The organism is Rhodanobacter geophilus (genome assembly GCF_040812275.1).
Lineage (GTDB): Bacteria > Pseudomonadota > Gammaproteobacteria > Xanthomonadales > Rhodanobacteraceae > Rhodanobacter_A > Rhodanobacter_A geophilus.
In genome coordinates, this window is sequence record NZ_JBFOHL010000002.1 from 290,779 (window position 1) to 317,225 (window position 26,447).

Below are 26,447 nucleotides of genomic sequence, written 5' to 3' on the forward strand. Positions count from 1 at the left end.
ATGGCCAAGCGTAGCGACATCAAGAGCATCCTGATCATCGGCGCCGGCCCGATCGTGATCGGCCAGGCCTGCGAGTTCGACTACTCCGGCGCACAGGCCTGCAAGGCGCTGAAGGAAGAGGGCTACCGGGTGATCCTGGTGAACTCCAACCCCGCCACCATCATGACCGACCCGGAGACGGCCGACGCCGTCTACATCGAGCCGATCAACTGGCAGACGGTGGAGCGCATCATCGCCAAGGAAAAGCCCGATGCGGTGCTGCCCACCATGGGCGGCCAGACCGCGCTGAACTGCGCGCTCGACCTCGCCGACCACGGCGTGCTGGACAAGTACCGGGTCGAGCTGATCGGCGCCAAGCGCGATGCGATCCGCATGGCCGAGGACCGCGAGCTGTTCAAGCAGGCGATGGCCGAGATCGGCCTGGACTGCCCCAAGGCGGAAGTCGCCAGGAGCTTCGAGCAGGCGGTGGAGATCCAGGCCAAGGTGGGCTTCCCGACCATCATCCGCCCCAGCTTCACGCTGGGCGGCTCGGGCGGCGGCATCGCCTACAACAAGGAGGAGTTCGAGGAGATCGTCAAGCGCGGCCTCGACCTTTCCCCGGTGCACGAGGTGCTGGTCGAGGAATCGGTGCTGGGCTGGAAGGAGTTCGAGATGGAGGTGGTCCGCGACACCGCGGACAACTGCATCATCGTCTGCTCGATCGAGAACCTCGACCCGATGGGCGTGCACACCGGCGATTCGATCACCGTGGCGCCGGCGCAGACGCTCACCGACAAGGAATACCAGCGCCTGCGCGACGCCTCCATCGCCGTGCTGCGCAAGATCGGCGTGGACACCGGCGGCTCCAACGTGCAGTTCGGCATCAATGCCGAGAACGGCCGCGTCGTCGTCATCGAGATGAACCCGCGCGTGTCGCGCTCGTCCGCGTTGGCCTCCAAGGCCACCGGTTTCCCGATCGCGAAGATCGCCGCGAAGCTGGCGGTGGGCTACACGCTGGATGAACTCAAGAACGACATCACGGGCGGCCTCACGCCGGCTTCGTTCGAGCCGACCATCGACTACGTGGTCACCAAGATCCCACGTTTCGCCTTCGAGAAATTCCCTGCCGCCGACGCACGCCTCACCACCCAGATGAAGTCGGTGGGTGAGGTGATGGCGATCGGCCGCAGCTTCCACGAGTCGCTGCAGAAGGCGTTGCGCGGGCTGGAGATCGGCAAGACCGGGCTCAACCCGACCGGCCTGGAGATCGGCACGGACGAGGGCCTGGCCACGCTGAAGCGCGAGTTGCGCGAGCCGCGGCCCGACCGCGTGTTCCATCTTGCCGACGCGTTCCGCGCCGGCCTCACGCTGGAAGAGGTGCACGATCTCAGCCGCGTCGATCCCTGGTTCCTCGCCGGGTTCGAGGACATCGTGCTGACCGAGCAGGATGTGCAGGCGCAGGGCATCGCCGCGCTGGATGAGCCGCGCATGCGCGAACTGAAGCGCATGGGCTTTTCCGATGCGCGCATTGCCGAGCTGACCGGTTCCGACGAGGCCGCCGTGCGCCACCTGCGCCGTACCCTGGGCGTGCGCCCGGTGTACAAGCGCGTGGACTCCTGCGCGGCCGAGTTCGCCACCACCACCGCCTACATGTACTCGACCTACGAGGAAGAGTGCGAGGCCAATCCGACCGACCGCGAGAAGATCGTCGTGCTCGGCGGTGGCCCGAACCGCATCGGCCAGGGCATCGAGTTCGACTACTGCTGCGTGCACGCCGCGCTGGCACTGCGCGAGGACGGGTTCGAGACCATCATGGTCAACTGCAACCCGGAAACCGTGTCGACCGACTACGACACCTCCGACCGCCTGTATTTCGAGCCGCTCACGCTGGAAGACGTGCTGGAGATCGTCGACCTGGAGAAGCCGAAGGGTGTGATCGTGCAGTACGGCGGCCAGACTCCGCTGAAGCTGGCGCGCGCGCTGGAAGCGGCCGGCGCGCCCATCATCGGCACCTCGCCCGACTCGATCGACCTGGCGGAGGACCGCGAACGCTTCCAGCAGATGATCGAGAGGCTGGGTCTGCGCCAGCCGCCGAACCGCACCGCGCGCAACGCCGACGAGGCGCTGGCGCTGGCGCGCGAGATCGGCTATCCGCTGGTGGTGCGCCCCAGCTACGTGCTGGGCGGACGCGCGATGGAAGTGGTCTACGACGACGCCGACCTCGCGCGCTACATCCGCGAGGCAGTGCAGGTGTCGAACGATTCGCCGGTGCTGCTGGACCGCTTCCTCGACCATGCGGTCGAAGTGGACGTGGACATCATCGCCGATGCCGAGGGCAACGTGCTGATCGGCGGCATCATGGAGCATATCGAGGAGGCCGGCGTGCATTCCGGCGATTCCTCCTGCTCGTTGCCGCCGTATTCGCTCACCGCCGAGGTGCAGGACGAGATGCGCCGGCAGGTTGCCGCGATGGCGAAGGAGCTGAAGGTCATCGGCCTGATGAACACCCAGTTCGCGATCCAGGGCGATACCGTGTTCATCCTCGAGGTGAACCCGCGCGCCTCGCGCACGGTGCCGTTCGTCTCCAAGGCCACCGGCGTGCCGCTGGCCAAGATCGCCGCGCGCGCGATGGCTGGCAGGTCGTTGCCGGAGCAGGGCAGCACGAAGGAAGTGATTCCTTCGTACTACTCGGTGAAGGAGGCGATCTTCCCGTTCCTGAAGTTCCAGAACGTGGACCCGATCCTCGGTCCCGAGATGCGTTCCACCGGCGAGGTGATGGGCGTGGGCCGCAGCTTCGGCGCCGCGTTCGCCCGCGGCCATGATGCGGCTGGCATCAAGACGCCACCGAAGGGCAAGGTGTTCGTGTCGGTGCGCGACGCCGACAAGGACCGTTTGCTGCCGGTGGCGCAGGAAGTGCTGCGCCGCGGCTTCTGCCTGGTGGCCACTTCCGGCACGGCGGCCTACCTCAACGACCACGGCGTCGCTTGCGAGCGCATCAACAAGGTGCTCGAAGGCCGGCCGCACATCGTCGACCTGATCAAGAACGGCGAGATCGTCTACATCGTCAACACCACCGAGGGCAAGCAGGCGATCGCCGACTCGTTCTCGATCCGGCGCGAGGCGCTGCAGCAGCGCGTCACCTATTCCACCACCGTCGCGGGCGCGCGGGCGCTGGTCCATTCGCTGGATTTCCACGGCAGCGAGGACGTGCACAGCCTGCAGGAACTGCACAAGGAGTTGAACGCATGAGCGCGCGTGCCCCCATCACCAAGGCCGGTTCGGAACGCTTGCGCGCCGAACTGGAACGCCTGAAGTCGGAAGAGCGCCCGCGCATCATCGCGGCAATCGCCGAGGCGCGCGCGCACGGCGACCTCAAGGAGAATGCCGAGTACCACGCCGCGCGCGAGCTGCAGAGCTTCATCGAGGGACGCATCGCCCAGTTGGAGGCGCTGCTTTCCACCGCCCAGGTGATCGACGTGTCGCGGCTCAATCCCGGCAGCAAGGTGGTGTTCGGCGCCGTGGTGGACCTGGCGGACGAAGACAGCGGCGCCGAGGTGACCTACCAGATCGTGGGTGACCTCGAGGCGGACATCAAGCAGGGCCTGATCGCCGTGTCCTCGCCGATCGCGCGCGCGCTGATCGGCAAGAGCGAGGGCGACAGTTTCGAATTCAATGCGCCGAACGGAGTGAAGCGCTACGAAATCACCGGCGTGCGTTATTCCTGAACCGATGCGAGACTGCCCGTCTTCCTGATCGACTGGCGGCAGCGGTGCCTGCGGCCGAGTGCCTGACTACGGATCGCCCCATGCCAAAGCAGAAGATACTGTTGCTCAGCGTCTCGGCCGGTGCCGGGCATGTCCGCGCCGCCGAGGCCCTGCGCCTCACTGCCGAGGCGGAGTTTCCACAGTTGGAGACCTTGCACCTGGACGCGATGGACTACGTGCCATCCACGTTCCGCAAGGTTTACACCGACTTCTACATCACCCTGGTGAACAGCTATCCCACGCTGTGGGGCATGCTGTACCAGCGCAGTTCCGAAGCCGACCCGGACGGGCCGATGCAGAGGCTGCGGCGTGCCATCGAGCGGCTCGGCACGGGCGATCTGCGCAAGGCGATCGAGGCGTTCGCGCCGGATGCCATCGTCTGCACCCACTTCCTCCCCGCCGAGATCCTGATGCGGGAGATACGGCGTGAACGGATGAACGTGCCGGTTTGGGTGCAAGTCACCGATTTCGACCTGCATGGCATGTGGGTGATTCCGTGCATGACGGGGTACTTTGCCGCCAGCGACGAGATCGCATTTCGCATGCGGGCAAACCGCATTGACGCCGAGCGTGCGCATACCACCGGCATCCCCGTCATGCCGGCGTTCACCGTGCCGCAGGAGAGGCAGGTCTGCGCAGCGCGCTTCGGGCTTGATCCCGGCAGGCGCACGATCATGCTGATGGGCGGCGGCGCCGGCGTGGGCAAGCTCGATGAAGTGGCCGCCGGGCTGATGCGCCTGGAGCATGACTTCCAGCTGCTCGTGCTGGCCGGGCGCAACGAGGCTGCGCTGGCACGGCTCAAGGTCCAGGCCGCGGAACATCCGCAACGGCTTTTCCCGTTCGGCTTCACCAACGAGGTGGCGCAATTGATGGCCTGCACCGACCTGGTGGTCACCAAGCCCGGTGGCCTGACGACGTCCGAATGCCTGGCGATGGGGGTTCCCATGGTGGTGTATGCGCCCATCCCGGGCCAGGAGGAGCGCAATGCCGACTATGTGCTGGAGCAGGGCGCCGCATGGAAGGCGATCGACCAGGTCTCGCTCGAGTACAAGGTGCGCCAGTTGTTGACGGAACCGGACCGGTTGGCAAGGATGCGCGAGTGCGCGAGCCGGCTCGGGCGGCCGCGGGCCGCGCGGCACGTACTCGAAACCGTGCAGGCTGGGCTTGGCCGTGTCGATCGCTCCAGCGCACCAGTGGATGCCTGAGCGTGCGGAGTCCTGGCCACAAGTCCGCTCGCGCCGGAAGCGCGGGGCAGGTCCCGGTCCGTCCGGCGGTCCTGTTGATGACGGTGGGCTGGGTGCTCCTGCTGGCGTTTTTCTTCGCCAACGTCGAGATCCAGGTCGAAGGCGCCGCCGGCTGGGCCGCCAACCTGCCGACCTGGCGCATCGAACACCACTGGCTGCTCGACATCTTCTGGGGCGGCCGACCGATGACCGGTTACCACGCCTGGCTGTTTCCCTGCATGGCGCTGTTCTTCCATTTCCCGCTGATCTTCACCGGCAGCTGGAGCTGGCGGGCAGAGGCGCGCGTGTTCGCCTGCATCATGCTGTTCTGGATCGCCGAGGATTTCCTCTGGTTCGTGCTGAACCCTGCCTACGGCGTGGCGCATTTCGCGCCACGCTACATCCCCTGGCATATCCACTGGTGGGGACCGGCGCCGAGCGATTACTGGGTCTCGCTGTGCTGCTCCGCCATCCTGTTCTGGTTGTCGTGCCGCCACCCGGCGGACCCGCGACGCTGACCGGCGTGCGACGGCACGAGAGCAGGCACAAAAAAGGCCGCCAGGCGGCCTTTTTCATCGACGCGTCCGCGCTGCAATCAGCGTTGACGGGCCTTGAAACGCGGGTTGCTCTTGCAGATCACGAACACCTTGCCGCGACGACGCACGATCTTGCAGTCGCGGTGCCGCGCCTTGGCGGACTTCAACGAGTTAAGCACCTTCACGGCCAGCTCCTGATACCAAACAGAAAAACGCAGCGCGCAAGTATAACCTGCTGAATCGCCTGTCACAAGTCGCTGGATCAGTCGTCGCTCGACGCCTGCACCGTGGCGAGGAATTGCGCAAGCGCCGGCGAGGGATCGCCGACACGGCTGGCCACGGCCAGCAGCAGATGCGCCGCGCGGTCGGCCAGCGGCACGTAGCTGATTCCGGCCAGGTGCACCGCCCGCATCGTCGCCGGTACCAGCGCGAGCCCCAAGCCGGCGGCCACCAGCGCCAGCAGGCCGTTGATCTGCTGGGCCTGCTGCACGATGCGCGGCTGGAAGCCGGCCGCGCCGGCCAGCGTGGCGAGCCGGTCGTGCAAGGTGGCGGCGAGTTCGCGTGGCTGGCTGACGAAGGCCTCGCCGGCCACTTCGCCCATCTGCAGTTCCTCGCGTGAGGCCAGCGCGTGGCTGGAGGGCAGGGCAAGCAACAGGGGCTCGCGGTCCAGCACGTGCAACTGCAGCTGGCGGGCGTCCTGCGGATGGCGGGGCTCGTCGCGCACGAAGCCGACATCGATCTCGTTCGCCAGCAGGGCGGCGAACTGCGGCTCGGTATACATCTCGCACAACTGGATGTTCACCTCCGGTGCCATCCGGCGATGGCGCAGCAGGGCGCGCGGCAGGGCGGGGTGGAACGACACCGACACCGTATAGGCCAGCCGCAACTGGCCGCTGTGGCCGGCCGCGACCGCCGCGGTGCGGCTGCGCGCCAGTTCGGCCTGGGCGAGGATCTGGCGCGCCTGCTCCAGGAAGACCCGGCCGGCCTCGGTCAGCTCCACCTTGCGTTTGCTGCGTTCCAGCAGGGATACGCCAAGATCCCGCTCCAGCGCCTGGATCTGCTGGGACAGCGGTGGCTGGGAGATGTGCAGGCGGATCGCCGCGCGGGTGAAGCTCAACTCCTCGGCGACGGCGATGAAGTAGCGCAGCTGGCGGAAGTCAAACATATATGGTTTCGATATAAATATCGTTCTAAATATATATTAGATACTTGAACGTGTCGCTCATAAAATACGCCTCGTCCCACCATCCACCCCCCTCCCCCGATGGTGGTGACCCTCGCCTCGCAGCGACGCTGAATACCGATACTGGCCACCTCCCCCCCCGGGCCCTATCGATGCGTCGTTTCGCGAGGCGTTTTCTTTGCACGCTCGCCGGACGTCCGGCGAGCGACGCCGTCACCCGTCGGAGATGGCCAGGGCGTACTCAGAGCCGGCAAGCCAGCCGCGTGCCTTGCTCGATCGCGCGCTTCGCATCAAGTTCGGCGGCCACGTCGGCACCACCGATGACGTGCACGCTCATGCCGGTGGCGATCAGCGCCTCGGCAAGCCGGCGATCCGGTTCCTGGCCGCCGCAGATCACCACGTTGTCGACCGGCAGTATCTGCGGCTGGCCATCAACGGTGACGTGCAGGCCCTGGTCGTCGAAGCGCTCGTAGGCGACCTTGCCCAGCATGGTCGCGCGCTTGGCCTTGAGCGTGGCGCGGTGAACCCAGCCGGTGGTCTTGTTGAGCCGGGCGCCGGGACGGCCTTCGCTGCGCTGGAGCAGCCAGAGCCGCCGCAGCGGTGCCTCAGGTTGCGGCGACTGCAGGCCACTCCCTTGCGCATAGCGCGTATCCACGCCCCATTCGCGCGCCCAGCGCGCCACGTCGGTGGTGGGCGATGGCTGGTGTTCGACCAGGAATTCGGCCACGTCGAAGCCGATGCCGCCTGCGCCGATGATCGCCACGCGCGGCCCGACCGGATGGTCGCGCGCGAGCACGTCGAGGTAGCCCAGCACACGCGGGTCGTCGCTGCCCGGAAAACTCACACGGCGCGGCAGTACGCCAGTGGCGACCACCACCTCGTCGTAGCCGGCGGCCTTGAGCGTAGAGGCATCGGCCTCGACGCCCAGCTTCAGTTCGACGCCGGTATCGGCGAGACGGTGGCGGAAATAGCGCAAGGTCTCGTGGAACTCCTCCTTGCCCGGGATCCGCTTGGCGTAGTTGAACTGGCCGCCGATCTCGCCAGCGCGATCGATCAGGGTCACCGCATGGCCGCGCTCGGCCAGCATGGCGGCGCAGGCCATGCCGGCCGGGCCCGCGCCGATCACGGCGATGCGCTTGCGCTGCGGCGCCGGCTCGATCTTCAGCTCGGTTTCGTGGCAGGCGCGCGGATTGACCAGGCAACTGGCACGGCGATTCTGGAACACGTGGTCGAGGCAGGCCTGGTTGCAGGCGATGCAGGTGTTGATGCGCTCGCCGCGGCCGCCCTTCGCCTTGTTCGCCCATTCGGGATCGGCCAGCAGCGGGCGGGCCATCGACACCATGTCCGCGTCGCCGTCGGCCAGCACACGCTCGGCCACCTCGGGCATGTTGATGCGGTTGGTGGCGACCAGCGGGACGGCAACCTCGCCCTTGAGCTTCTTCGTCACCCATGCGAAGCCCGCGCGCGGCACGCTGGTGACGATGGTGGGCACGCGGGCCTCGTGCCAGCCGATGCCGGTGTTGATGAGGCTGGCGCCGGCGGCCTCGATCGCCTTGGCCAGCGCGACGACCTCGCTCCAGTCCTGGCCACCCTCGACCAGGTCCAGCATCGACAGCCGGTAGATGATGATGAAGTCGCGGCCCAGCGCCTCGCGGGTGCGGCGCACGATCTCCACCGGGAAGCGCATGCGCCGCGAGGCATCGCCGCCCCAGGCATCATCGCGGTGGTTGGTGCGCGCGGCGATGAACTGGTTGATCAGGTAGCCTTCCGAACCCATCACCTCGACGCCGTCGTAGCCCGCCTCTCGGGCCAACTGTGCGCAGTGCACGAAGTCGCGGATGGTGCGCTCGACGCCACCCGCGGATAGCGCGCGGGGCGTGAACGGGGTGATCGGCGATTTGATTCGCGAGGGAGCCACCGACAACGGGTGATAGCCGTAACGACCCGCGTGCAGGATCTGCATGCAGATGTGCCCACCTTCGGCGTGTACCGCGTCGGTGAGCTTGCGGTGGCGAGCCACGTGCCAGGGCATCGTGAGGCGGCCGCCGAAGGGCTTCAGCCAGCCCCGGATGCTGGGCGCGATACCGCCTGTGACCATCAACCCCACGCCGCCGCGGGCGCGCTCGGCGAAATAGGCCGCCAGCTTGTCGTAGTCGGCGGCCCTGTCCTCCAGCCCGGTGTGCATCGAGCCCATCAGGATGCGGTTGGGCAGGGTGACGTGACCCAGGTCCAGCGGGGCGAACAGGTGGGGATAGCTCATGGTGCGACCGTGTTCAAACGATCGTATGAATGTGCCTGTTGCCGGGCGCGGACGCAAGCGCCGATTCAGGCCAGCAACTGCTCCACCAGGGCGATGTAGCGGCGCATTGCCGCGTCCTGCGAAACGCCGCGCAGCTGCATCCAGGCCGCGTGCTTGGCGGTGCCCACGAAATCGAAGAACCCGGGCTGCCCGCCGTGCGCGTCGCCCTCCGAGCCCTGCTTGTAGAGCGCGTAGAGCCGAAGCAGGGTGTCGTTGTCGGGGCGCTGGTCCAGCCGCCTGACGGCCTCGGCAGCCTGTTCGAATGCGTGGCGAAGCTCGTTCATGGCGGATCGGCGCTGCGGAATTCCGTCATGTTACGCGATGCCGCACGGGCCGGCGCGATACCATGCGATTCCCTTTGCCCGACAGGATCCGTCATGAGCCGAACCGCGCCCGTTCCCGTGCTGACCATCGACGGCCCCTCGGGTTCGGGCAAGGGCACGATCAGCCGGCGGGTGGCCGAGCACCTGGGCTGGCGGCTGCTCGATTCGGGCGCCCTGTATCGGGCGGTGGGCTATGCAGCAGGGGCGGCGGGGCTGGACCTGTCCGACGCCGAGGCGGTGACCCGTTGCGCACAGGCCACCCGGATCCGCTTCCAGGCCAATGCCGATGGCAGCGACACCCGCATCCTGGTCAACGGCCACGATGCCACCGACGAGCTGCGCACCGAGACTGCCGGTGCGGCGGCCTCGGCGATCGCCTCGATCGCCCCGGTGCGGCAGGCGCTGGTGGAACTGCAACTGGGCTTCCGCAAGGCGCCGGGACTGGTGGCCGACGGGCGCGACATGGGCACGGTGATCTTCCCCGATGCACCGTTCAAGGTGTTCCTCACCGCCAGTGCCGCCGAAAGGGCGAGAAGGCGCTATAAGCAGTTGAAGGAAAAGGGACTCAACGTTACACTAGCGAGTCTCCAGCGCGAGATCGAGGCGCGTGACCACCGCGATGCGTCGCGGACGGTCGCCCCCCTGAAGCCCGCGCCGGAGGCCGTGCTGGTGGATACCACCGGCATGGACATCAATCAGGTAGTCGCAAAAGTTCTCGCCGTCGTGCAGCCCTAGCGGGCGGGCGCGGCGGTTTCCGTTCCCCGGCCATTGATGGCGGGGGATTCAACCACAGGTGACGACGGGCTCCCGCACGGGCGTTCCGAAGGCACCCCAACCGGTGGATCGTTGCCGATACAGACCCTGTCGCAGCCATCCTTTCCCATTCTGGAATCAACATGACCGAAAGTTTTGCCGAACTGTTTGAACAGAGCCAGCAGGCCATCGCCAAGCTGAAGCCCGGCGCCATCGTCACCGGCATCGTGGTGGAGATCCGCAACGACGTCGTCGTGATCAACGCGGGCCTGAAGAGCGAAGGCATCGTCCCGATCGAGCAGTTCAAGGGCGAAGACGGCACCCTCGAAGTGAACGTTGGCGACGCCGTGAAGGTGGCGCTCGAGGCGCTTGAGGACGGCTTCGGTGAAACCAAGCTGTCGCGCGAAAAGGCCAAGCGCTCGATGGTGTGGGACGACCTCGAGGAGGCGTTCGACAAGGAAGAGACCATCAAGGGCATGATCTCCGGCAAGGTCAAGGGCGGCTTCACCGTCGACATCAAGGACGTGCGCGCCTTCCTGCCGGGTTCGCTGGTCGACGTGCGCCCGGTGCGCGAGCCGACCTACCTCGAGGGCAAGGAACTCGAGTTCAAGATCATCAAGCTCGACCGCAAGCGCAACAACGTGGTGGTCAGTCGCCGTGCCGTCGTCGAGACCGAGTTCTCCGCCGAGCGCGAGCAGCTGCTGGAGCGCCTGGTCGAAGGCGCGATCATCAAGGGCGTGGTCAAGAACCTCACCGACTACGGCGCGTTCGTGGACCTGGGCGGCATCGACGGCCTGCTGCACATCACCGACATGGCGTGGAAGCGCGTGCGTCATCCGAGCGAAGTCGTCAACGTCGGCGACGAGCTGGAAGTGCGCGTGCTGAAGTTCGACAAGGAGCGCAACCGCGTTTCGCTGGGCCTGAAGCAGCTGGGCGACGATCCGTGGGTGAACATCTCGCGCCGCTACCCGGTGGGCTCGCGCCTGTTCGGCAAGGTCTCCAACGTCACCGACTACGGCTGCTTCGTCGAGATCGAGCCGGGCGTCGAAGGCCTGGTCCACGTGTCCGAGATGGACTGGACCAACAAGAACGTCAACCCGGCCAAGGTGGTGCAGGTCGGCGACGAGACCGAAGTGATGGTGCTGGACGTGGATGAAGAGCGTCGCCGCATCTCGCTGGGCATCAAGCAGACCCGTTCCAACCCGTGGGAAGCCTTCGCCGCCATGCACAAGAAGGGCGACAAGGTGTCCGGCCAGATCAAGTCGATCACCGACTTCGGCGTGTTCATCGGCCTGGACGGCGGCATCGACGGCCTGGTGCACCTGTCCGACATCTCCTGGCAGATGTCCGGCGAAGACCTCGTGCGCAACTTCAAGAAGGGCGACGAGATCGAGGCCGTGGTGCTGGCGGTGGATCCGGAGCGCGAGCGCATCTCGCTCGGCATCAAGCAGATGGAGCAGGATCCGTTCGGCCAGTTCATGGGCAACCACCCGCGCGGCAGCATCGTCACCGGCACGGTGAAGGAAGTGGACGCCAAGGGTGCGGTGATCGACCTGGGCGAGGGCGTGGAGGGTTACCTGCGCGCCAACGACATCGCCAAGGAGCGCATCGACGACGCCACCCAGCATCTGAAGGTGGGCGACAAGGTCGAGGCCAAGTTCACCGGCATGGACCGCAAGGGCCGCCAGCTCTCGCTGTCGATCCGCGCCAAGGACGAGGAAGACGTGCAGGAAGCGCTGGCCGAGTACTCCTCGGCGGCTGGTGGCACCACCAAGCTCGGCGCGCTGCTCAAGGAACAGCTCAACAAGGCCGAGTAAGCGTTGCGCAACTGGCGCGGGGCGGCATCGCCCCGCGCCACGCAGCGCAGGACACACGTCGCGGACACGGGGACCATGACCAAATCCGAATTGATCGAGGCGCTGGCCAGGCGCCAGACCCACCTTGCGTTCACCGATGTCGAGCTGGCGGTCAAGAGCGTGATCGAGCAGATGAGCCTGGCGCTGGCCCAGGGTGAGCGGATCGAGGTGCGCGGTTTCGGCAGCTTTGCCCTGCATTACCGGCCGCCGCGCATGGGGCGCAACCCCAAGACCGGCGAATCGGTGGCGCTGCCCGGCAAGCACGTGCCGCATTTCAAGCCGGGCAAGGAACTGCGCGAACGCGTCAACCTGCGGCTGGAAGAAGCCGCGGCAACCTGACACTGCATACGGACCGGATGCACCAAGGCAGGCGGCGCAAGCCGATCCTGCCTTTATTGTTGGGTTCATCCCTGGTCGCCAGGATCAAACGGGTAACCATCCATGGCCGCGTTTTTCGTTTCTTTTGCGATCGATCCCTGATCGCGAGAGTCAAGCGGGCGGCCATCCATGGCCGCGCTCTTCATGATTGGTGCTGAATCGCAGCAGCGTGACCTGGTTTGCTTGCTGTGTCGCGCATGGCTGATCGGGTAAAGTCAGCGGATGCGCCTGATCGTGATCCTCATCCTCGTGTTCTTCGTCGCCGCCGGCGTGGTGGTGGGCGCGCTCAACGCCGAACTGGTGGGCTACGACTTCGTCCTTGTCCGCCTGCAACTGCCCAAGGGAGCGGCCTTGCTGGCTGCGCTGGTGCTGGGCTGGTTGCTGGGCGGGCTCAGCGCATGGCTGGGCGTGAGCCTGCGGCAGCGGCGCCTGCAACGGCAGCGCCGCAAGGAGACCGTCAGGAAACCGGTCGACGCATGATGCCCTGGTACGTGCTGCTGCCACTGGCGATCCTCGCCTTCGCGCTGGGCTGGTGGGCTTCCCGCCGCGCCAGCGCGCGGCGATCCGGCGCGGCGGTCAACGAGCTCTCTTCGGACTATTTCCGTGGCCTGAACTATCTGCTCAACGAGGAGCAGGACAAGGCGATCGAGGTGTTCCTGCGCCTGGCCGAGTACAACCGCGACACGGTGGAGACGCATCTCGCGCTGGGCAACCTGTTCCGCCGCCGCGGCGAGGTGGATCGCGCGATCCGCCTGCACCAGCACCTGGTGTCGCGGCCGAACCTGTCCGAACCGATGAAGACCGTGGCCTTGCTGGAACTGGGCGAGGATTACATGCGGGCAGGCCTGCTCGATCGTGCGGAGGCGTTGTTTGCCGACCTGGTGGCGATGAATGCCCATGCGCCCTCGGCGCTGCGCCACCTGATCGCGATCTACCAACACGAGCGTGACTGGAACAAGGCGATCGAGCATGCGCGCCGGTTGGAGGTGATGACCGGTGAGGACGAGGCGCCGATGATCGCGCAGTTCTATTGCGAGCTGGCCGACCGTTCGCGCCAGCACGGCGCCCGGGTCGAGGCGCGCGACTACCTCGAACAGGCTTTCCACTGCCAACCCGATTGCGTGCGCGCCTGGATGCTGACCGGGCGGCTGCAGGCCGAGGAAGGGCAGCATGCCGAGGCGGTGCAGGCCTACGAGGCGGCGATCGGCGCCGACATCGCGTTCGTGCCCGAGATCCTGCCGCCACTCCTGAACAGCTACGCCTGTTCGCAGCAGATGGACCGCGCCGAGCGTTTCCTGCGCGAGCTGCTGGAGCGTTACCACGGCATCTCGCCGGTGCTGGCATTGACCCGGCTGTACCAGCAACGCGACGGCCGGCGGGCGTCGGTGGGTTTCCTCACCGCGCAACTGCGCCAGCGCCCCTCGGTGCGCGGCCTGATGGCATTGATCGATGCCACCATGGACCGGATCGAGGGCGAGGCGCGCGAGAACTTCCTGATACTGCGCGACCTCACCCGGAAGCTGCTGGAAGGGCAGGCGATGTACCGCTGCAGCCGCTGCGGCTTCGGCGCCAAGGCGCACCACTGGCAGTGTCCGAGCTGCAAGAGCTGGAGCACGATCCGTCCCATCCACGGCGTCGCCAACGAGTGACGCCCGTGGCCATCGGATGGTTGCTGCTGTCGTTCGTCATCGCCTGGCTGTCGGCACGCGCGGCGATTGCCTATGCGCATCGCCGCGGGATGCTGGACCGCCCCGGTCAGCGGCGTTCGCACAGCATTCCCACGCCGCGCGGCGGCGGCATCGGCATCGTCATCGCGAGCATCGTCTGCCTGCCTGGCGCGCTGCTTGGTGCGGCAGCGCCCTGGGCTGCCGTGGTGGTGGTCGGCTTGCTGGCGGCCCTGGTGCTGGTGGCGCTGGCCGGCTGGTGGGACGACCACAGCTCCCTGCCGATACTGCCGCGTTTCGGTGCGCAGTCGCTGGCCGTGCTGCTGTTCGCCGCAAGCCTGGGCGTGAACGGCCTGTCATGGTGGTGGCTGCCCGTGCTGCTGCTGGCCGGGGCCTGGAGCATCAACCTGCACAATTTCATGGACGGCATCGATGGCCTGCTCGCCCAGCAGGCGATGTTCGTGGGAGGTGGGCTGGCCTGGCTGGCTTGGGACGCCGGGCAGCCGGGGCTGGCATCTGCGGCCGGCTGTCTAGCCGCGGCCAGCCTCGGCTTCTGGTGCCTGAACCGCCCGCCGGCGCACATCTTCATGGGCGATGTGGGCAGTGGCAGCACGGGGCTGCTGATCTTCGCGTTCACGGCGATGCTGTGGCGGGTTGAGACACGGTTGCTGTGGCCGGCACTGATCCTGTCCTCGGCGTTCGTCGCGGATGCCAGCCTGACCCTGCTGACGCGATTTCTCCGCGGGCGGCGCTGGTACACTGCGCATCGCGAGCATCTGTACCAATGGCTGGTCAGGTGCGGTTTCACGCATGCCGGGGGAGGCGCGATCTACATGACATGGAACTTGCTGCTTGCCGCGCCGCTGGCCTGGTTGGCTTGGAGTCATCCTGGGGCGGGCTGGCTGATTACCATGGGCGCCTATCTGGCCGCGGCCGCCTTCTGGATGCTGCTCAAGCGTCGCTGCCTGCGGCGCCGTCTGCCAAAGGATCCCCATGTCGCTGCGTAGGCTCGTCGGCATCATCCATCCCCGCGTGGCGGTCATGCTGCATGACCTGGCCATGGCCGCGCTGGCCTGGTGGATCGCCAAGCTGCTGCGTTACGCGGTACGGCCGGAAGACGTGATGCACTTCCGCTGGTTCGAGTTCCCCGTGGTGCTGCTGGCGCAGGGGCTGATCTTCCGCTGGACCGGCCTGTACAAGGGTGTCTGGCGTTTCGCCAGCCTGCCGGACCTGTGGAACATCCTGCGCGCCGTGGTGCTCGGTTCGGCGGCGGTATGGCTGCTGCTTTCGATGTTCGACCGGCTGGAGGGTGTGCCTCGCTCGATGCTGCTGCTGTATCCGGCGGTGTTGGCAACGGTGCTTGGTGTGCCGCGGCTGGCCTATCGCTACTGGAAGGACAGTCGCCGCGGCGTGGCCGGGGAGCGTTCGGTGCGCCGCGTGATGATCATCGGCGCGGATCGCGCCGGCGAGGTGTTGTCGCGCGATCTCCATCGCGACGGTGGCTACGCGGTGGTGGGTTTCCTTGACGATCGCCCTGCGCTGCGCGGCGCCAGCATCAACGGGCGTCCGGTGCTGGGCCAGTTCGCGCAGTTGCCGGAGATCGCCCGCGAGGCGGCGGTGGAAATGCTGTTGATCGCGTTGCCGAACGCCAGCGTGAGCGAGATGCGCCGGGTGGTGGCGTTGTGCGATGCCAGCGGCTTGCCGTACCGCACGATTCCACGTCTGGACGACGTGGTGGCCGGCCGCGCACAGCTCAACGAGATCAAGGAAGTGGCGATCGAGGACCTGCTTGGCCGCGACGCGGTGGAGCTGGACTGGACGGCGATCCGCGAGACGATCGGTGGCCGTCGCATGCTGGTGACCGGCGGCGGCGGTTCGATCGGTTCGGAGCTGTGCCGCCAGGTGGCACGGCTGGGCGCGCAATCGCTGGTCGTGGTCGACCACAGCGAATACAACCTCTACCAGATCACCCGCGAGCTGCGCGCAAACTATCCGGAACTGCTGCTCGAGGGCGTGCTGGCCAGCTGCGGCGACAGCGTGCTGATGCGCAAGGTGCTGACCGAGACGCAGCCGCAGGTGGTGTTCCACGCCGCCGCCTACAAGCATGTGCCGATGCTGCAGGGCCAATTGCGCGCCGCCTTCCTCAACAACGTACTGGGCACGCGCACGATGGCCGACCTCTCGCGCGACGCGGGCGTCGAATGCTTCGTGCTGATTTCCACCGACAAGGCGGTCAACCCCACCAGCGTGATGGGGGCGTGCAAGCGCATCGCCGAGATCTGGTGCCAGAACCTCAACGCGCACGCCGACACCCGCTACATCACGGTGCGTTTCGGCAACGTGCTCGATTCGGCCGGTTCGGTGGTGCCGCTGTTCCGCCAGCAGATCCGCGCGGGCGGCCCGGTCACCGTGACCCATCCGGAAATCTCGCGCTACTTCATGACCATCCCCGAGGCCTGCCAGCTGATCCTGCAGGCGGCCAGTCTCGGCAAGGGCGGCGAGATCTTCGCGCTGGACATGGGCGAACCCATGAAGATCCGCGACCTTGCCGAGCAGATGATCCGGCTCGCGGGCAAGAAGCCCGGCAGCGAGATTCCGATCGTCTACACCGGCTTGCGTGCCGGCGAGAAATTGTTCGAGGAACTGTTCCATCCGCTGGAACAGTACAGTGCAACGACGCACGCCAAGATTTTCCTGGCCCAGCACCGCCAGGTGTCGTGGGAGCTGCTGCAGGCGATGATGCACAAGGCGGCCGAGATGGTCGCCACGGACAACGACGAAGAGCTGCGGCGCTGCGTCTCCGGCCTGCTGCCCTCGTTCCGCTGGAGCGAGACGGCGCAGCCGGACAACGTGGTCTCGATTCGCCGTCAGGAAAACACGGGAGAGATGTGAGTGAGCAAGCCGTTGCGCAAGGTGGTGTTCCCGGTCGCAGGTCTGGGCACGCGTTTCCTGCCCGCCACCAAGGTGGTCGCCAAGGAAATGCTGCCGGTGCTGGACAAGCCGCTGATCCAGTACGCGGTGGACGAGGCAGTCGACGCCGGCGCCGACACGCTGATCTTCGTCACCAATCGCTACAAGCACGCCATCGCCGACTACTTCGACAAAGCTTACGAGTTGGAGGCGAAGCTGCAGGAGAAAGGCAAGGATGCGTTGCTTGCGCTGGTGCAGGGCACCTTGCCGAAACACGTGCGCGCGATCTTCGTCACCCAGCCCGAGGCGCTGGGCCTCGGCCATGCCGTGCTGTGCGCCAGGCCGGTGGTGGGCGACGAACCGTTCGGCGTGATGCTGCCCGACGACTTGATCTGGAATGGCGCCGGCAAGGGCGCGCTGCGGCAGATGGCCGAGGTCGGAGAACGGGAAGGCGCCGGCGTGATCGCCGTGGAGGAAGTTCCGCACGAGCAGACCGACAAGTACGGCATCGTCGATGCCGTGCCGGTCGACGAACGCAGCGCGCGCATCCGCCACATGGTGGAGAAGCCCAGCCCTGCCGAGGCGCCGTCCAACCTTGCCGTGGTGGGCCGCTACGTGCTGCCGGGGCGCATCTTCGAACTGCTGGAGCAGACCACCCCGGGTGCGGGTGGCGAGATCCAGCTCACCGATGCGATCGAGGCGCTGCTCAAGGAGCAGGGCAAGGTGCTGGCGTATCGCTTCGAAGGCACTCGCTTCGACTGCGGCAACAAGGCTGGCCTGGTGCGCGCCACCATGCACATGGCGCTGCAGGATCCGACACTGGCGCCGGTGGTGCGCGAGGCTGCTGCCACGCCTTGATGCCGTAGTCGGCCGGGGCACGCCCCAGTCGCGCCGGAATCGTGGCGGCATCCCGTCGTGATCGCGGTGCAAGATGGCCGCAGCGAACCGTGCCTGCCTGGGATGAGGCCGGTGCGGTGATTGGGCTATGCTCGGATGCTTCGCGGTCGCACAGGGGCGAAAGCGCATGAAGCAACCACCGGTTCCGTCGTACTACCGTGCCACGGCCACACCGTATGAGGCGTATGTGCCGCTGCAAGGGCGGCAGGAAACGCGCATCGCCATCGTGGGTGGCGGCTACGCGGGGCTCAACACCGCGCTGGGCCTGGCCGAACGTGGCGTGCGCGACGTGGTGCTGCTGGAGCGAGAACAGATCGGTTTCGGCGCCTCCGGGCGCAACGGCGGCTTCGTGTTCGCCGGCTATTCGCTGGGCGAGCAGGCCCTGCTCTACCAGCTCGGCGAGGCGCGCGCCCGCGCGCTGTTCGGCCTCACCACGGCGGCGGTACGACGCATCCGCGAGCGCGTGGCGAAATACGCCATCGCCTGCGACGCGGTGGACGAAGGCGTGATCTGGGCCAACTGGTTCCGCGATCCCGATGTGCTGCGCAGGCGCCAGCAGCTGCTGGCCGATCATTACGGCACGTACTGGGACTGGCTGCCGTGGGAGGAACTGCGCGAGCGCGTGCGGAGCGATCGCTATTACGACGGCCTGTACGAGCGCAATGCGCTGCACCTGCATCCGCTCAACTACGCGATCGGTCTCGCTGCCGCGGCGAGCGGGCAGGGCGTGCGCATCCACGAAGAGAGCGAAGTGTGGCGTCTGCAGCGCGAAGGTTCGCGCTGGCTGCTCAGCACGCCGCACGGCGAGTTGCTGGCCGAGCAGGTGGTGCTGGCCTGCGGCGGTTATCTCGCCGGCCTGCGCAAGCAAATCGACCGTGCCGTGCTGCCGATCGCCACCTACGTGATGGCCACCGAACCGCTGGGCCACCGTCTCGGCGAATGCCTGCAGACGCGCGCCGCGGTCTACGACAGTCGCTTCGCCTTCGACTACTACCGCCCGTTGCCGGACACGCGGCTGCTCTGGGGTGGCCGCATCTCCATCCGCAACCGCTCGCCGCAGGCGGTGCAGCGCCTGCTCAGGCATGACTTGTCGCGGGTGTTCCCGCAACTCAAGGATGCGAAGATCGACTTCGCATGGTCCGGCCTGATGAGCTATGCGCGTCACCAGATGCCGCAACTCGGCCGCGGCGAGGGCGAGGACGCCGGCCTGTGGTGGGCGCAAGCCTTCGGTGGCCATGGCGTGGCGCCCACCTGCGCGGCAGGCGAACTGCTTGCCGCAGCGATCGCCGAAGGCGACGAAGGTTGGCGCCAGTTCGAGGACTACGGGCTGGCCGGCGCACACAAGCCGTTCGGCCTGCTCGCTGCGCAATGCAGCTACTGGTGGCAACAGGCGCGCGACGGATTCAAGACGAGGCTGGAAGGATGAGCGAAACGAACGTGACGGGCCAAGCGAGCGAGATCGGCTGGGCCGACTTCGAGAAGGTGTTGATCGTTGCCGGCACCGTGACCAGGGTGGAGGCCTTTCCCGAGGCGCGCAAGCCGGCGTGGAAGGTGTGGGCCGACTTCGGCCCCTATGGCGAGAAGAAGACCAGCGCGCAGATCGTGGCGCTGTACAAGGCCGGGGAGCTGGTGGGCCGGCAGATCGTGGGCGTGATCAACTTCGCCGAGAAGCAGATCGGTCCGTTCCGCTCGCAGTTCCTGCTCACCGGCTTCCCCACGCCCGACGGCGTGGTGCTCACCGCGATCGAGCGCCCGGTGCCGAATGGCACGCGGCTGGCCTGAAATGAACGCGCTGCGCCCGGCGCGCATCGAGGACGCCGCGGAGATCGCGCGGCTGGCCGGCGAGCTCGGTTATCCGGTGCAGATGGCGGCGATGGAGGCCCGGCTGCGTGCGATCCTGCCGCTGCCACGGCATCACGTGACGCTGGCGCAGGGCGAGGGTGGCGGTCTGCTCGGCTGGATCGCGGTCGAGCGCCGTCTCACGCTGGAGTCGGGCGAGCGCGTCGAGATCGCGGGCTTGGTGGTGGACGCCGCGGCGCGGGGAACGGGCATCGGTCGCGCACTGGTGACGGATGCCGAACGGTGGGCGCTCGCGCAGGGTTTCGAGGCGATCGGTGTGCGCTCCAACGTGATGCGCGAGGGGTCGCATCCGTTCTACGAGAGCCTTGGGTATGCGCGGGTCAAGACGCAGCATGCGTATGGCAAGCGGCTGAAGTGAGCCGGGTGCCTGCTTCTTTCACCTCTCCCGCCCGGCGAGAGCTTGCCTGACCTGCCGGCGCAGCCGGCCCGCAAGGGCAGGCATCAGGGATGGCGCGGGTTCAGGGCAGTTGAGGGCCCCCGGCTTGCAGCGAACCGGATCGCACCGGTTGCGGTGGCCGCGCCACGCGCAGCCGGCAAGGCCTCACTGCTGATCCAGCCACACCCCCAGGCCCTGCGCGTTCAACTCGATGTCCATCCCCAGCAGCGCGATCAGCGCCGCGCGTCCCTGCATCCAGCCATGCGCAGCGGCGCGCGCGGCATAAAGGTCGGTGAGTGCGCGCACCAGCGCGGCATGGCGATCGGGCTTGTCGCGGGCGGCCTGCGCGATGGCCACCATCGCGTCGATTTGCGCATGCAGGTCATCGGCGAGTTTCGGCACGTTCTCGACGCGCCCGTAGTGGGTGAGATGCATCGCGATCGGGTCCAGCGCGACGAGGCGGCGGATCGATGCGTGCAGGGCTTCGGGGTCGAACTGTACCGGTGAGGTGGTGGGCAGGATGAAGGGGCCGCTCGCGGTGTCGAAGTCGCGGTAGGACAGGCCGAACACGTCGCCGGTGAAGCAGGTGTTGCTGCGCACGTCGTGCACCGTGAGATGGTGCTTCGCGTGGCCGGGCGTGCCGAGGCAGTGCAGGGCACGGCCGGCGAGGTCGACGACATGGCCGTCCGGCGCCTCGACCACGCGTGCGGCGGGCACCGGGCGCAGGCGGCCGTAGGTCGATTCCATCACGTCCTCGCCGTACACCGCGCTGGCGCCGGCCCACAGCTTCGAGGGGTCGATCATGTGCTGTGCGCCGCGCGGGTGCACCACCAGCTTGGCGTTCGGCAGGCGCGCGATCAGCTCGCCCGCGCCGCCGGCATGGTCGAGGTGCACGTGGGTGAGGATCAGCCAGTCCACGTCCGCGGGCGCCAGGCCGGCATCGTCCAGCGCGGCCAGCATGCGCGGCACCGCGTGGTTGGTGCCGCAATCGACGAAGGCGCCACGGCCATGCTCCAGGACGAGGTAGGCGGCATCGAAGCGCGGCCGCACGAAGCCGGTGTCGATGGTGTGGATGCCCTGGGTCGTCATGTCCGGTCCCGCCACGGTGAATGGCGCAGCGTAGCAAACGCACCTGTCGCGCTCCGTTGAACCTTGGTCGAAGCGTGGCGGTTTCACACACCCGGCGAGCGTCCGGGAATGGTGTCAACCTTGCGCAAATTCGTGCGTTAGCAGTAAACCAGTTCATGTGACATCCGTGCCAGCACAGGGGGCGACCCATGCAACGTATCTTCGTCGTCGGTTGCCCGCGCTCCGGTACCACGCTTGTGCAGGCGATGCTGGCGCGGCATCCGGCCGTGCTGACCCTGCCGGAAACGGCGTTTTTCGAGTGCCTGTGCGGAGACCTCAAGTGGCGCTGGGGCGATCGTGACGTCAGGCCGCAACGGCGGCGTCTGCGGCAACGATTGGGATTCGCCCACAAGCGGGCATACAAGGCGCTGGATATGCTGCAGCGCTGCCTGGCGCGCGAAGCAGCGGCGCACCTGCCGCGGCTGCTGCGTACCGCGGGCTGCGTGCGCCGCTTCATCGGCCTGCTCGACGCGCGCGCATACGCCGAAGGACGCACGGCCTGGATCGAAAAGACGCCGTATCACCTGCTCTACATCCCCGAGATCGAACACTATGTGCCGGACGCGCGCTTCATCCACGTGATCCGCCCCGGCGAGGACGTGCTGGCCTCGATCGCGGACGCGAACCTGCGCTACGAAAACAACAACGCCTTCGGCGGCGGCACCGTGCACTGGTCGCGGCGCTGGAACCGTGCTGCGCAGATCCACCGCGAACATGCGCGGCAGCCGCACCACCACTTCGTCTTCCTCGACGACCTGACCAGCGACATGCATCGCGAGTGGCGCCGCCTTTGCGAGTTCCTGCAGATCGATGCCGCGGCCGAACTCGATGCCAGCTGCGACCAGTTGATCGCCGACCTGGACAGCGAGCCGTGGAAGCGCGAAGCGCTCAGCGGCCTGCCGGGCCAGACGCGGGACAAGGCCGAGAGCCTGTTCGGGCCGAAGATGCGGGAGTGGCTGCAGCGGAAGCTGACGCCATACGAGGAACTGCGCCGCTGCTGCAAGGGCGATGAACAGGACACCGGACGCAAGGTCCGCTACCTGTCGCGGTGAAGCGCATGCACGGCCGCGGCAGGCGACCGCGGCTGGCTGGCCACCGGGCCGTCACCCAGCCCGCCGGCTGGGGCAAGCCGTACGAAGCGGTATACGCTACCCCGGCGTGACAGGGGTGATGTGGTATCGCAATGGCGGTGGGTATCCTTCAACGGGAGGGGACGGCATGAACTTCGACAGGAAATACCTGGTGTGGGCGCTCGGCTACCTGGTGGCCGGCATGTGCGTGGGCCTGTACATGGCCGCATCGAAGAACCACGCGCAACGGGTGGCGCACGCGCACATCCTGCTGGTCGGCTTCGCGGTGTCTTTCATCTACGGCATCATCCACCGGTTGTGGCTGGATCGCCCCGGCAAGGTGCTTGCCACGACCCAGTTCGTGCTGCATCAGGCCGCCGCCATCGTGATGTGCGTGGGCCTGCTGCTGCTCTATGGCGGCGTGCTGTCGGAACCTGTGCTCGCGCCAGTCCTTGGTGCAGCCTCGCTGGGGGTGCTGCTGGCGGCCTTGCTGATGATCTGGCTGGTGCGCCAGTCGGGCCGGGCCGAAGCCGCGGCCTGATGCCGGCTTCCGGTTGCCATGCAGTCGGCGCTGCATGGCAACCAGTGACCCGATTCACGACTCCTCCGCGGCCCGGGGTGGAAGCCCCTCATGCGACGAAGCTGCGTGGGGGCGAGGGCGCAGCAGGCCACCACCCAGCAAGGCCGCCAGCGTGGCGAACCATGCGCCGAGCAGGAAGGCGGACTGGTAGCCGCCCACCAGTGCGACGGTCTGCATGTTGCCCGCTGCCAGCAGGTGATCGCTGCGCGCCGCGGCGACGCTGGCCAGCACCGCCAGGCCCAGCGCACCGCCCATCATGAAGGCGGTGTTGACGATGCCCGAGGCCAGGCCGGATTCCCCGGGCGGCACATCGCCCATCGCTGCCAGCAGCACCGGGTTGAATGCGATGCCGGCGCCCAGGCCGAGCAGCAGCATGCCGGGCAGCACGTCCGCCACGAAATGGCCGTTCACCGGCGCCCGCGCGAACAGCGCCAGCCCCAGCGCGGCCAGCAGCAGCCCGGCCGCCAGCGGCACGCGGATGCCGAAGCGCATCACCATCCTCGCCGACAGGCCCAGCGAGAACGCCGCCATGATGAGATTGGCCGGCAGGAAGGCCAGCCCCACCTGCAGCGGGCGGTAGCCCAGCACCAGTTGCAGGTACAGCGCTGACAGGAAGAACCACGCGAACATCGCCGCCGCCCACAGCACGCCGGTGACATTGGCCACGGCGAGGTTGCGCAGGCGGAACAGGCCCAGCGGCACCAGCGGTGCGCGCACCCGCGCCTCCAGGGCAAGGAAGATCGCGAACATCGCCGCCGCCACGCCAAGCAGTCCCAGCGTGCGCGCCGACAGCCAGCCCGCCGCGTTGCCGTTCACCACCGCGTACACCGCCAAGAGCAGTGCGGCCGTGACGCTGACCGCGCCGGCCACGTCGAGGTGCCGATGTGCCAGCGTCACGCGCAATGCCGGCAGCAGGCGCAGCGAGAGCAGCAGCACCGCCGCGCCGATCGGCAGGTTGATCAGGAACACCCAGTGCCAGTTCAGTGCGCCAGTGAGCGCGCCGCCGAGCAGGGCGCCGAGGCTGCCGCCGCCGGAGCAGACGAAGCCGTACACGCCCATCGCCTTGGCGCGGTCGCCGGGCGTGGTGAACAGGTTCATGATCAGCGACAGCGCCACCGCGGTGACCACCGCGCCACCCAGTCCCTGCACGCCGCGTGCCACCACCAGCATCGTCTGCGTGGCGGACAGCCCGCAGGCCAGCGAGGCCAGGGTGAACAGCGCAATGCCCAGCAGGAACAGCCGCCGGTGGCCGTACAGATCACCCAGTCGGCCCCCCAGCAGCAGGAAGCCGCCGAAGGTGAGCATGTAGGCGTTCACCACCCAGGCCAGGCCGGTTCCGGTGAAGTGCAGGTCGGCACGGATGGAAGGCAGCGCCACGTTCACCACCGTGGTGTCCAGCACGATCATCAGCACGCCGAGGCAGAGCACGGCGAGCGCCAGCCAGCGGCGGTCGTGTGGCACGGATGCGGCAGCGGAAACGTTCAAGGCTGGTCTCCGCAGCAGGAGGCGGTCGCCGGGATGGGGGCGGCCGCGTCATCATAACGGTCGTGCAGGCGCTGCCATCCCATGCCCTTGCCGTCGAGATCGGGCATGCCGTCCCAGCCCTCGCCGCGTCCGGACGGCGTGAGGTCGAGGTAGTGATAGGTGGTCAGCAGCATGTCCAGCCCGCGGGCATAGCTGGAATAGCTGTGGAAGACGCGCTCGCCATCGCGCAGGAACACGCTGATGCCGGGCAGCTCGCCCGCGAGGTTGCCGTGCTCGCCGCGCGCGAGCATCTCGGCCTTGTCGCGGTAGTTGTATTCCAGCGGCGCCACGGACTCGTCCTGGGTGACGTGGAAGTCGTGGTTGAAGTCGCTGCCCCAGGAGGAATACCACGGCAGCTTCCAGCCCATGCGCGCCTGGAAGCGCTGCAGCTCCGCCAGCGGCGCGCGCGAGACCAGCGCTAGCGTGGTGTCGCGCGCGTGCAGGTGCGCGAGGTGGCCGATGTTGTCCACCAGGAAGGAGCAGCCGTGGCAGCCTTCGCCGCGGTCGCGGTGGAACATGAAGTGGTACACGATCAACTGGCGCCTGCCCTCGAACAGGCCGAGCAAGGTGGCTTCGCCATCCGGCGTGTCGAACAGGTAGGGCTTTTCCACCGGCACCATCGGCAGGGCGCGGCGTTGCGCGTTCAGCCGGTCCAGCATGAGGGTGGCGGCCTTCTCGGCGGCCAGCAGTTCCTTGCGGGCGGTCAGCCAGGTCTCGCGGCTGGCAATGGCGGGGAGTGTCGGCATCGGGCGTCTCCAGGCTTGGGGTTCCTGAAGACGACGAGCGGGGCAGGCCGGTATCGACAATGCCCCGCCAACACCCGGTTGCCATCACGGCAGGGGGGCGAAGCTTCAGGCGGCCACGTCCACCAGCACCAGCTCGGCATCCTCCAGCGCGGTGACGCGCAGCGTGGGCTCGTCGCGGATCGCCGCGCCGTCGCGGGCTTCCAGCTTCACGCCGTTCAGTTCCACCGAGCCGCGGGCCGGCACCAGGTAGCCGTGGCGACCGGGCGCCATCGCGTATTCCGCCGTCTCGCCGGCCTTCAGCGTGGCACCCAGCACGCGCGCGTCGGTGCGCAAGGGCATGGCGTCGTCGTCGCCGGGGACGCCGCTGGCCAGCGCCACGAAGCGCCCGGCGCGTTCGCCCTTGGGAAACGGCCGCGTGCCCCATGACGGCGGCTGGCCGTGCGCATCGGGGATGATCCAGATCTGGAAGATGCGCGTGGTCTCGTCTTCCATGTTGTATTCGGCATGGGTGATGCCGCTGCCCGCGCTCATCACCTGCACGTCGCCCGCCACGGTGCGGCCCTTGTTGCCAAGGCTGTCCTGGTGGCTGATCGCGCCTTCGCGCACATAGGTGATGATCTCCATGTCCGCGTGCGGATGCGGCGGAAAGCCGGTGTGCGGCGCGATGGTGTCGTCGTTCCACACGCGCAGCGCGCCCCAGCCCATGCGTGCCGGCTCGTGGTAGCCGCCGAACGAGAAATGGTGTTTCGCCTTCAGCCAGCCGTGGTCGGCGCCGCCGAGGCGGTCGAAGGGACGACGTTCGATCATGGGAGATGCTCCATCGAGAGGTCGCCACAGGATGGTGGTCGCCCGGGCCGGGCGAAACCCCCGGCGGACGAACGGATCGTTGCCCCGGACGCACCATTTCGCGGCCCCGCATTCGATGACGTTACCGGTCAGCGCCGCGTGATGGCGCCTTGCCCGCCTGAACGCCCGCTCGGCTGCATGCTGGAAATCGCCGCCGCCTGGCCGCATATTCCACGTTCAACCATCCACAGACGCCGCGGAGGTTTCCATGGCTACCGGTTGGGCCGGCGACGGCGCCGTGCAGGAGCAGATCGACGCGACCGTCGCCGATGCGGTGCGGCGCGCCCGCAGCCAGCTGAAGCGAGGGCCCAGCCTCGTTCGCTGCGAGGAATGCGACGCCCCGATTCCCGAGGCACGTCGCCAGGCCGTGCCCGGCGTGCGCCTGTGCGTGGCCTGCCAGCAGGCACAGGACGCCGAACGCGCCGCGAACCTCTACAACCGGCGCGGCAGCAAGGACAGCCAATTGCGCTGACGGCCGGGAATCAGGCGGACACGGCATGCCGCGCCAGCAACGGCGGCGCGCGTTCATGCACTGCCCAGCCTGCCTGGGCG

General features: G+C 67.6%; 26 protein-coding genes. 18 read left to right on the forward strand and 8 right to left on the reverse strand.

Translation table 11 applies throughout. The features are described from left to right. The 4 genes from carB to ABQJ56_RS03510 all read left to right on the forward strand — a co-directional run bounded on the left by carB (position 1) and on the right by ABQJ56_RS03510 (position 5,484). Positions 1-3,228, forward strand: coding sequence for a carbamoyl-phosphate synthase large subunit (carB, locus tag ABQJ56_RS03495; protein ID WP_367843594.1), 3,228 nt, complete (start codon positions 1-3; stop codon positions 3,226-3,228). Further along, on the forward strand, positions 3,225-3,704 hold the full coding sequence (greA, locus tag ABQJ56_RS03500; protein WP_367843595.1) for a transcription elongation factor GreA: 480 nt from the start codon (positions 3,225-3,227) through the stop codon (positions 3,702-3,704). Before carB ends, greA begins: the two co-directional genes overlap by 4 nt. Positions 3,705-3,784: 80 nt before the next feature. Then, on the forward strand, positions 3,785-4,948 hold the full coding sequence (locus ABQJ56_RS03505) for an MGDG synthase family glycosyltransferase (RefSeq protein ID WP_367843596.1): 1,164 nt from the start codon (positions 3,785-3,787) through the stop codon (positions 4,946-4,948). 77 nt (positions 4,949-5,025) lie between these two features. Continuing rightward, a complete protein-coding gene (locus ABQJ56_RS03510; protein ID WP_367843597.1) occupies positions 5,026-5,484 on the forward strand; it encodes a hypothetical protein in 459 nt (152 codons plus the stop codon). A gap of 77 nt (positions 5,485-5,561) precedes the next feature. Here the strand turns inward: ABQJ56_RS03510 and ykgO are convergent, their stop codons facing one another. The 4 genes from ykgO to ABQJ56_RS03530 all read right to left on the reverse strand — a co-directional run bounded on the left by ykgO (position 5,562) and on the right by ABQJ56_RS03530 (position 9,268). Further along, the gene (gene ykgO / locus ABQJ56_RS03515) at positions 5,562-5,687 is read right to left on the reverse strand and encodes a type B 50S ribosomal protein L36 (RefSeq protein ID WP_007080705.1); all 126 of its coding nucleotides are present in this window, start codon (positions 5,685-5,687) and stop codon (positions 5,562-5,564) included. A 77-nt stretch (positions 5,688-5,764) separates the two neighbouring features. After that, positions 5,765-6,667 carry a LysR substrate-binding domain-containing protein gene (locus ABQJ56_RS03520; RefSeq protein ID WP_367843598.1) on the reverse strand — a complete coding sequence of 301 codons (903 nt, stop codon included), beginning with the start codon at positions 6,665-6,667 and terminating at the stop codon, positions 5,765-5,767. A 259-nt stretch (positions 6,668-6,926) separates the two neighbouring features. Next, positions 6,927-8,945: an FAD-dependent oxidoreductase gene (locus tag ABQJ56_RS03525; protein WP_367843599.1), complete on the reverse strand. Its 2,019-nt coding sequence runs from the start codon at positions 8,943-8,945 to the stop codon at positions 6,927-6,929. A gap of 65 nt (positions 8,946-9,010) precedes the next feature. Further along, complete coding sequence (locus ABQJ56_RS03530) at positions 9,011-9,268, reverse strand: acyl-CoA-binding protein (protein WP_367843600.1); 258 nt, start codon at positions 9,266-9,268, stop codon at positions 9,011-9,013. A 93-nt stretch (positions 9,269-9,361) separates the two neighbouring features. On the opposite strand from ABQJ56_RS03530, the gene cmk reads away from it, so the two are divergent. The 11 genes from cmk (at position 9,362) to ABQJ56_RS03585 (ending at position 19,983) form a co-directional block, all read left to right on the forward strand. Then, a complete protein-coding gene (gene cmk, locus ABQJ56_RS03535) occupies positions 9,362-10,042 on the forward strand; it encodes a (d)CMP kinase (protein WP_367843601.1) in 681 nt (226 codons plus the stop codon). A 161-nt stretch (positions 10,043-10,203) separates the two neighbouring features. Further along, positions 10,204-11,877 (forward strand): 30S ribosomal protein S1, encoded by a 1,674-nt coding sequence (rpsA, locus tag ABQJ56_RS03540; RefSeq protein WP_367843602.1) that lies wholly within the window; start codon positions 10,204-10,206, stop codon positions 11,875-11,877. A gap of 3 nt (positions 11,878-11,880) precedes the next feature. Then, positions 11,881-12,255, forward strand: a complete 375-nt coding sequence (locus ABQJ56_RS03545; protein WP_367843603.1) for an integration host factor subunit beta — start codon at positions 11,881-11,883, stop codon at positions 12,253-12,255. A 261-nt stretch (positions 12,256-12,516) separates the two neighbouring features. Beyond that, positions 12,517-12,774 (forward strand): DUF1049 domain-containing protein, encoded by a 258-nt coding sequence (locus ABQJ56_RS03550; RefSeq protein WP_367843604.1) that lies wholly within the window; start codon positions 12,517-12,519, stop codon positions 12,772-12,774. Next, on the forward strand, positions 12,771-13,943 hold the full coding sequence (gene lapB, locus ABQJ56_RS03555; RefSeq protein WP_367843605.1) for a lipopolysaccharide assembly protein LapB: 1,173 nt from the start codon (positions 12,771-12,773) through the stop codon (positions 13,941-13,943). The genes ABQJ56_RS03550 and lapB overlap by 4 nt, the downstream gene beginning before the upstream one ends. Continuing rightward, positions 13,940-14,965, forward strand: a complete 1,026-nt coding sequence (locus tag ABQJ56_RS03560) for an MraY family glycosyltransferase (RefSeq protein ID WP_367843707.1) — start codon at positions 13,940-13,942, stop codon at positions 14,963-14,965. Before lapB ends, ABQJ56_RS03560 begins: the two co-directional genes overlap by 4 nt. Beyond that, positions 14,952-16,850: a polysaccharide biosynthesis protein gene (locus ABQJ56_RS03565; RefSeq protein WP_367843606.1), complete on the forward strand. Its 1,899-nt coding sequence runs from the start codon at positions 14,952-14,954 to the stop codon at positions 16,848-16,850. The genes ABQJ56_RS03560 and ABQJ56_RS03565 overlap by 14 nt, the downstream gene beginning before the upstream one ends. Further along, a complete protein-coding gene (gene galU, locus ABQJ56_RS03570) occupies positions 16,851-17,726 on the forward strand; it encodes a UTP--glucose-1-phosphate uridylyltransferase GalU (RefSeq protein ID WP_367843607.1) in 876 nt (291 codons plus the stop codon). It begins immediately after the preceding gene. A 166-nt stretch (positions 17,727-17,892) separates the two neighbouring features. Further along, a complete protein-coding gene (locus tag ABQJ56_RS03575; protein ID WP_367843608.1) occupies positions 17,893-19,191 on the forward strand; it encodes an NAD(P)/FAD-dependent oxidoreductase in 1,299 nt (432 codons plus the stop codon). Further along, on the forward strand, positions 19,188-19,547 hold the full coding sequence (locus tag ABQJ56_RS03580; RefSeq protein WP_367843609.1) for a tRNA-binding protein: 360 nt from the start codon (positions 19,188-19,190) through the stop codon (positions 19,545-19,547). Before ABQJ56_RS03575 ends, ABQJ56_RS03580 begins: the two co-directional genes overlap by 4 nt. A 1-nt stretch (position 19,548) precedes the next feature. Beyond that, the gene (locus ABQJ56_RS03585) at positions 19,549-19,983 is read left to right on the forward strand and encodes a GNAT family N-acetyltransferase (RefSeq protein ID WP_367843610.1); all 435 of its coding nucleotides are present in this window, start codon (positions 19,549-19,551) and stop codon (positions 19,981-19,983) included. 183 nt (positions 19,984-20,166) lie between these two features. On the opposite strand, the gene ABQJ56_RS03590 is transcribed toward ABQJ56_RS03585, so the two are convergent. Beyond that, entirely contained in the window at positions 20,167-21,090 is a 924-nt protein-coding gene (locus tag ABQJ56_RS03590; protein ID WP_367843611.1) for an MBL fold metallo-hydrolase, read from the reverse strand. Positions 21,091-21,278: 188 nt separating this feature from the next. Between ABQJ56_RS03590 and ABQJ56_RS03595 the strand changes: the two genes are divergently transcribed. Then, on the forward strand, positions 21,279-22,181 hold the full coding sequence (locus tag ABQJ56_RS03595; protein ID WP_367843612.1) for a sulfotransferase family protein: 903 nt from the start codon (positions 21,279-21,281) through the stop codon (positions 22,179-22,181). 166 nt (positions 22,182-22,347) lie between these two features. Continuing rightward, entirely contained in the window at positions 22,348-22,740 is a 393-nt protein-coding gene (locus ABQJ56_RS03600; protein ID WP_367843613.1) for a TonB-dependent receptor, read from the forward strand. Between the two features lie 54 nt (positions 22,741-22,794). Here ABQJ56_RS03600 and ABQJ56_RS03605 read toward each other — a convergent pair whose 3' ends face one another. The 3 genes from ABQJ56_RS03605 to ABQJ56_RS03615 all read right to left on the reverse strand — a co-directional run bounded on the left by ABQJ56_RS03605 (position 22,795) and on the right by ABQJ56_RS03615 (position 25,856). Continuing rightward, on the reverse strand, positions 22,795-24,264 hold the full coding sequence (locus ABQJ56_RS03605) for a DHA2 family efflux MFS transporter permease subunit (protein ID WP_367843614.1): 1,470 nt from the start codon (positions 24,262-24,264) through the stop codon (positions 22,795-22,797). Further along, on the reverse strand, positions 24,261-25,049 hold the full coding sequence (locus ABQJ56_RS03610) for a DUF899 domain-containing protein (protein WP_367843615.1): 789 nt from the start codon (positions 25,047-25,049) through the stop codon (positions 24,261-24,263). Before ABQJ56_RS03610 ends, ABQJ56_RS03605 begins: the two co-directional genes overlap by 4 nt. Before the next feature lie 105 nt (positions 25,050-25,154). Beyond that, complete coding sequence (locus tag ABQJ56_RS03615) at positions 25,155-25,856, reverse strand: pirin family protein (protein WP_367843616.1); 702 nt, start codon at positions 25,854-25,856, stop codon at positions 25,155-25,157. A 247-nt stretch (positions 25,857-26,103) separates the two neighbouring features. Here ABQJ56_RS03615 and ABQJ56_RS03620 point away from each other — a divergent pair, with 247 nt between their 5' ends. Beyond that, positions 26,104-26,367: a DksA/TraR family C4-type zinc finger protein gene (locus tag ABQJ56_RS03620; RefSeq protein WP_367843617.1), complete on the forward strand. Its 264-nt coding sequence runs from the start codon at positions 26,104-26,106 to the stop codon at positions 26,365-26,367. Positions 26,368-26,447: the final 80 nt, after the last annotated feature.

What these genes read in the sequence shown, in the direction of transcription:
- ABQJ56_RS03565 (WP_367843606.1), top strand. Translation starts at nt 14,952, where the DNA reads ATGTCGCTGCGTAGGCTCGTCGGCATCATCCATCCCCGCGTGGCGGTC.
- lapB (WP_367843605.1), top strand. Translation starts at nt 12,771, where the DNA reads ATGATGCCCTGGTACGTGCTGCTGCCACTGGCGATCCTCGCCTTCGCG.
- cmk (WP_367843601.1), top strand. Translation starts at nt 9,362, where the DNA reads ATGAGCCGAACCGCGCCCGTTCCCGTGCTGACCATCGACGGCCCCTCG.
- ABQJ56_RS03510 (WP_367843597.1), top strand. Translation starts at nt 5,026, where the DNA reads ATGACGGTGGGCTGGGTGCTCCTGCTGGCGTTTTTCTTCGCCAACGTC.
- ABQJ56_RS03520 (WP_367843598.1), bottom strand. Translation starts at nt 6,667, where the DNA reads ATGTTTGACTTCCGCCAGCTGCGCTACTTCATCGCCGTCGCCGAGGAG.
- ABQJ56_RS03530 (WP_367843600.1), bottom strand. Translation starts at nt 9,268, where the DNA reads ATGAACGAGCTTCGCCACGCATTCGAACAGGCTGCCGAGGCCGTCAGG.
- ABQJ56_RS03590 (WP_367843611.1), bottom strand. Translation starts at nt 21,090, where the DNA reads ATGACGACCCAGGGCATCCACACCATCGACACCGGCTTCGTGCGGCCG.
- carB (WP_367843594.1), top strand. Translation starts at nt 1, where the DNA reads ATGGCCAAGCGTAGCGACATCAAGAGCATCCTGATCATCGGCGCCGGC.
- ABQJ56_RS03595 (WP_367843612.1), top strand. Translation starts at nt 21,279, where the DNA reads ATGCAACGTATCTTCGTCGTCGGTTGCCCGCGCTCCGGTACCACGCTT.
- ABQJ56_RS03585 (WP_367843610.1), top strand. Translation starts at nt 19,549, where the DNA reads ATGAACGCGCTGCGCCCGGCGCGCATCGAGGACGCCGCGGAGATCGCG.
- ABQJ56_RS03600 (WP_367843613.1), top strand. Translation starts at nt 22,348, where the DNA reads ATGAACTTCGACAGGAAATACCTGGTGTGGGCGCTCGGCTACCTGGTG.
- ABQJ56_RS03615 (WP_367843616.1), bottom strand. Translation starts at nt 25,856, where the DNA reads ATGATCGAACGTCGTCCCTTCGACCGCCTCGGCGGCGCCGACCACGGC.
- rpsA (WP_367843602.1), top strand. Translation starts at nt 10,204, where the DNA reads ATGACCGAAAGTTTTGCCGAACTGTTTGAACAGAGCCAGCAGGCCATC.
- ABQJ56_RS03620 (WP_367843617.1), top strand. Translation starts at nt 26,104, where the DNA reads ATGGCTACCGGTTGGGCCGGCGACGGCGCCGTGCAGGAGCAGATCGAC.
- ABQJ56_RS03550 (WP_367843604.1), top strand. Translation starts at nt 12,517, where the DNA reads ATGCGCCTGATCGTGATCCTCATCCTCGTGTTCTTCGTCGCCGCCGGC.
- ABQJ56_RS03610 (WP_367843615.1), bottom strand. Translation starts at nt 25,049, where the DNA reads ATGCCGACACTCCCCGCCATTGCCAGCCGCGAGACCTGGCTGACCGCC.
- ABQJ56_RS03575 (WP_367843608.1), top strand. Translation starts at nt 17,893, where the DNA reads ATGAAGCAACCACCGGTTCCGTCGTACTACCGTGCCACGGCCACACCG.
- greA (WP_367843595.1), top strand. Translation starts at nt 3,225, where the DNA reads ATGAGCGCGCGTGCCCCCATCACCAAGGCCGGTTCGGAACGCTTGCGC.
- ABQJ56_RS03580 (WP_367843609.1), top strand. Translation starts at nt 19,188, where the DNA reads ATGAGCGAAACGAACGTGACGGGCCAAGCGAGCGAGATCGGCTGGGCC.
- ABQJ56_RS03505 (WP_367843596.1), top strand. Translation starts at nt 3,785, where the DNA reads ATGCCAAAGCAGAAGATACTGTTGCTCAGCGTCTCGGCCGGTGCCGGG.
- ABQJ56_RS03525 (WP_367843599.1), bottom strand. Translation starts at nt 8,945, where the DNA reads ATGAGCTATCCCCACCTGTTCGCCCCGCTGGACCTGGGTCACGTCACC.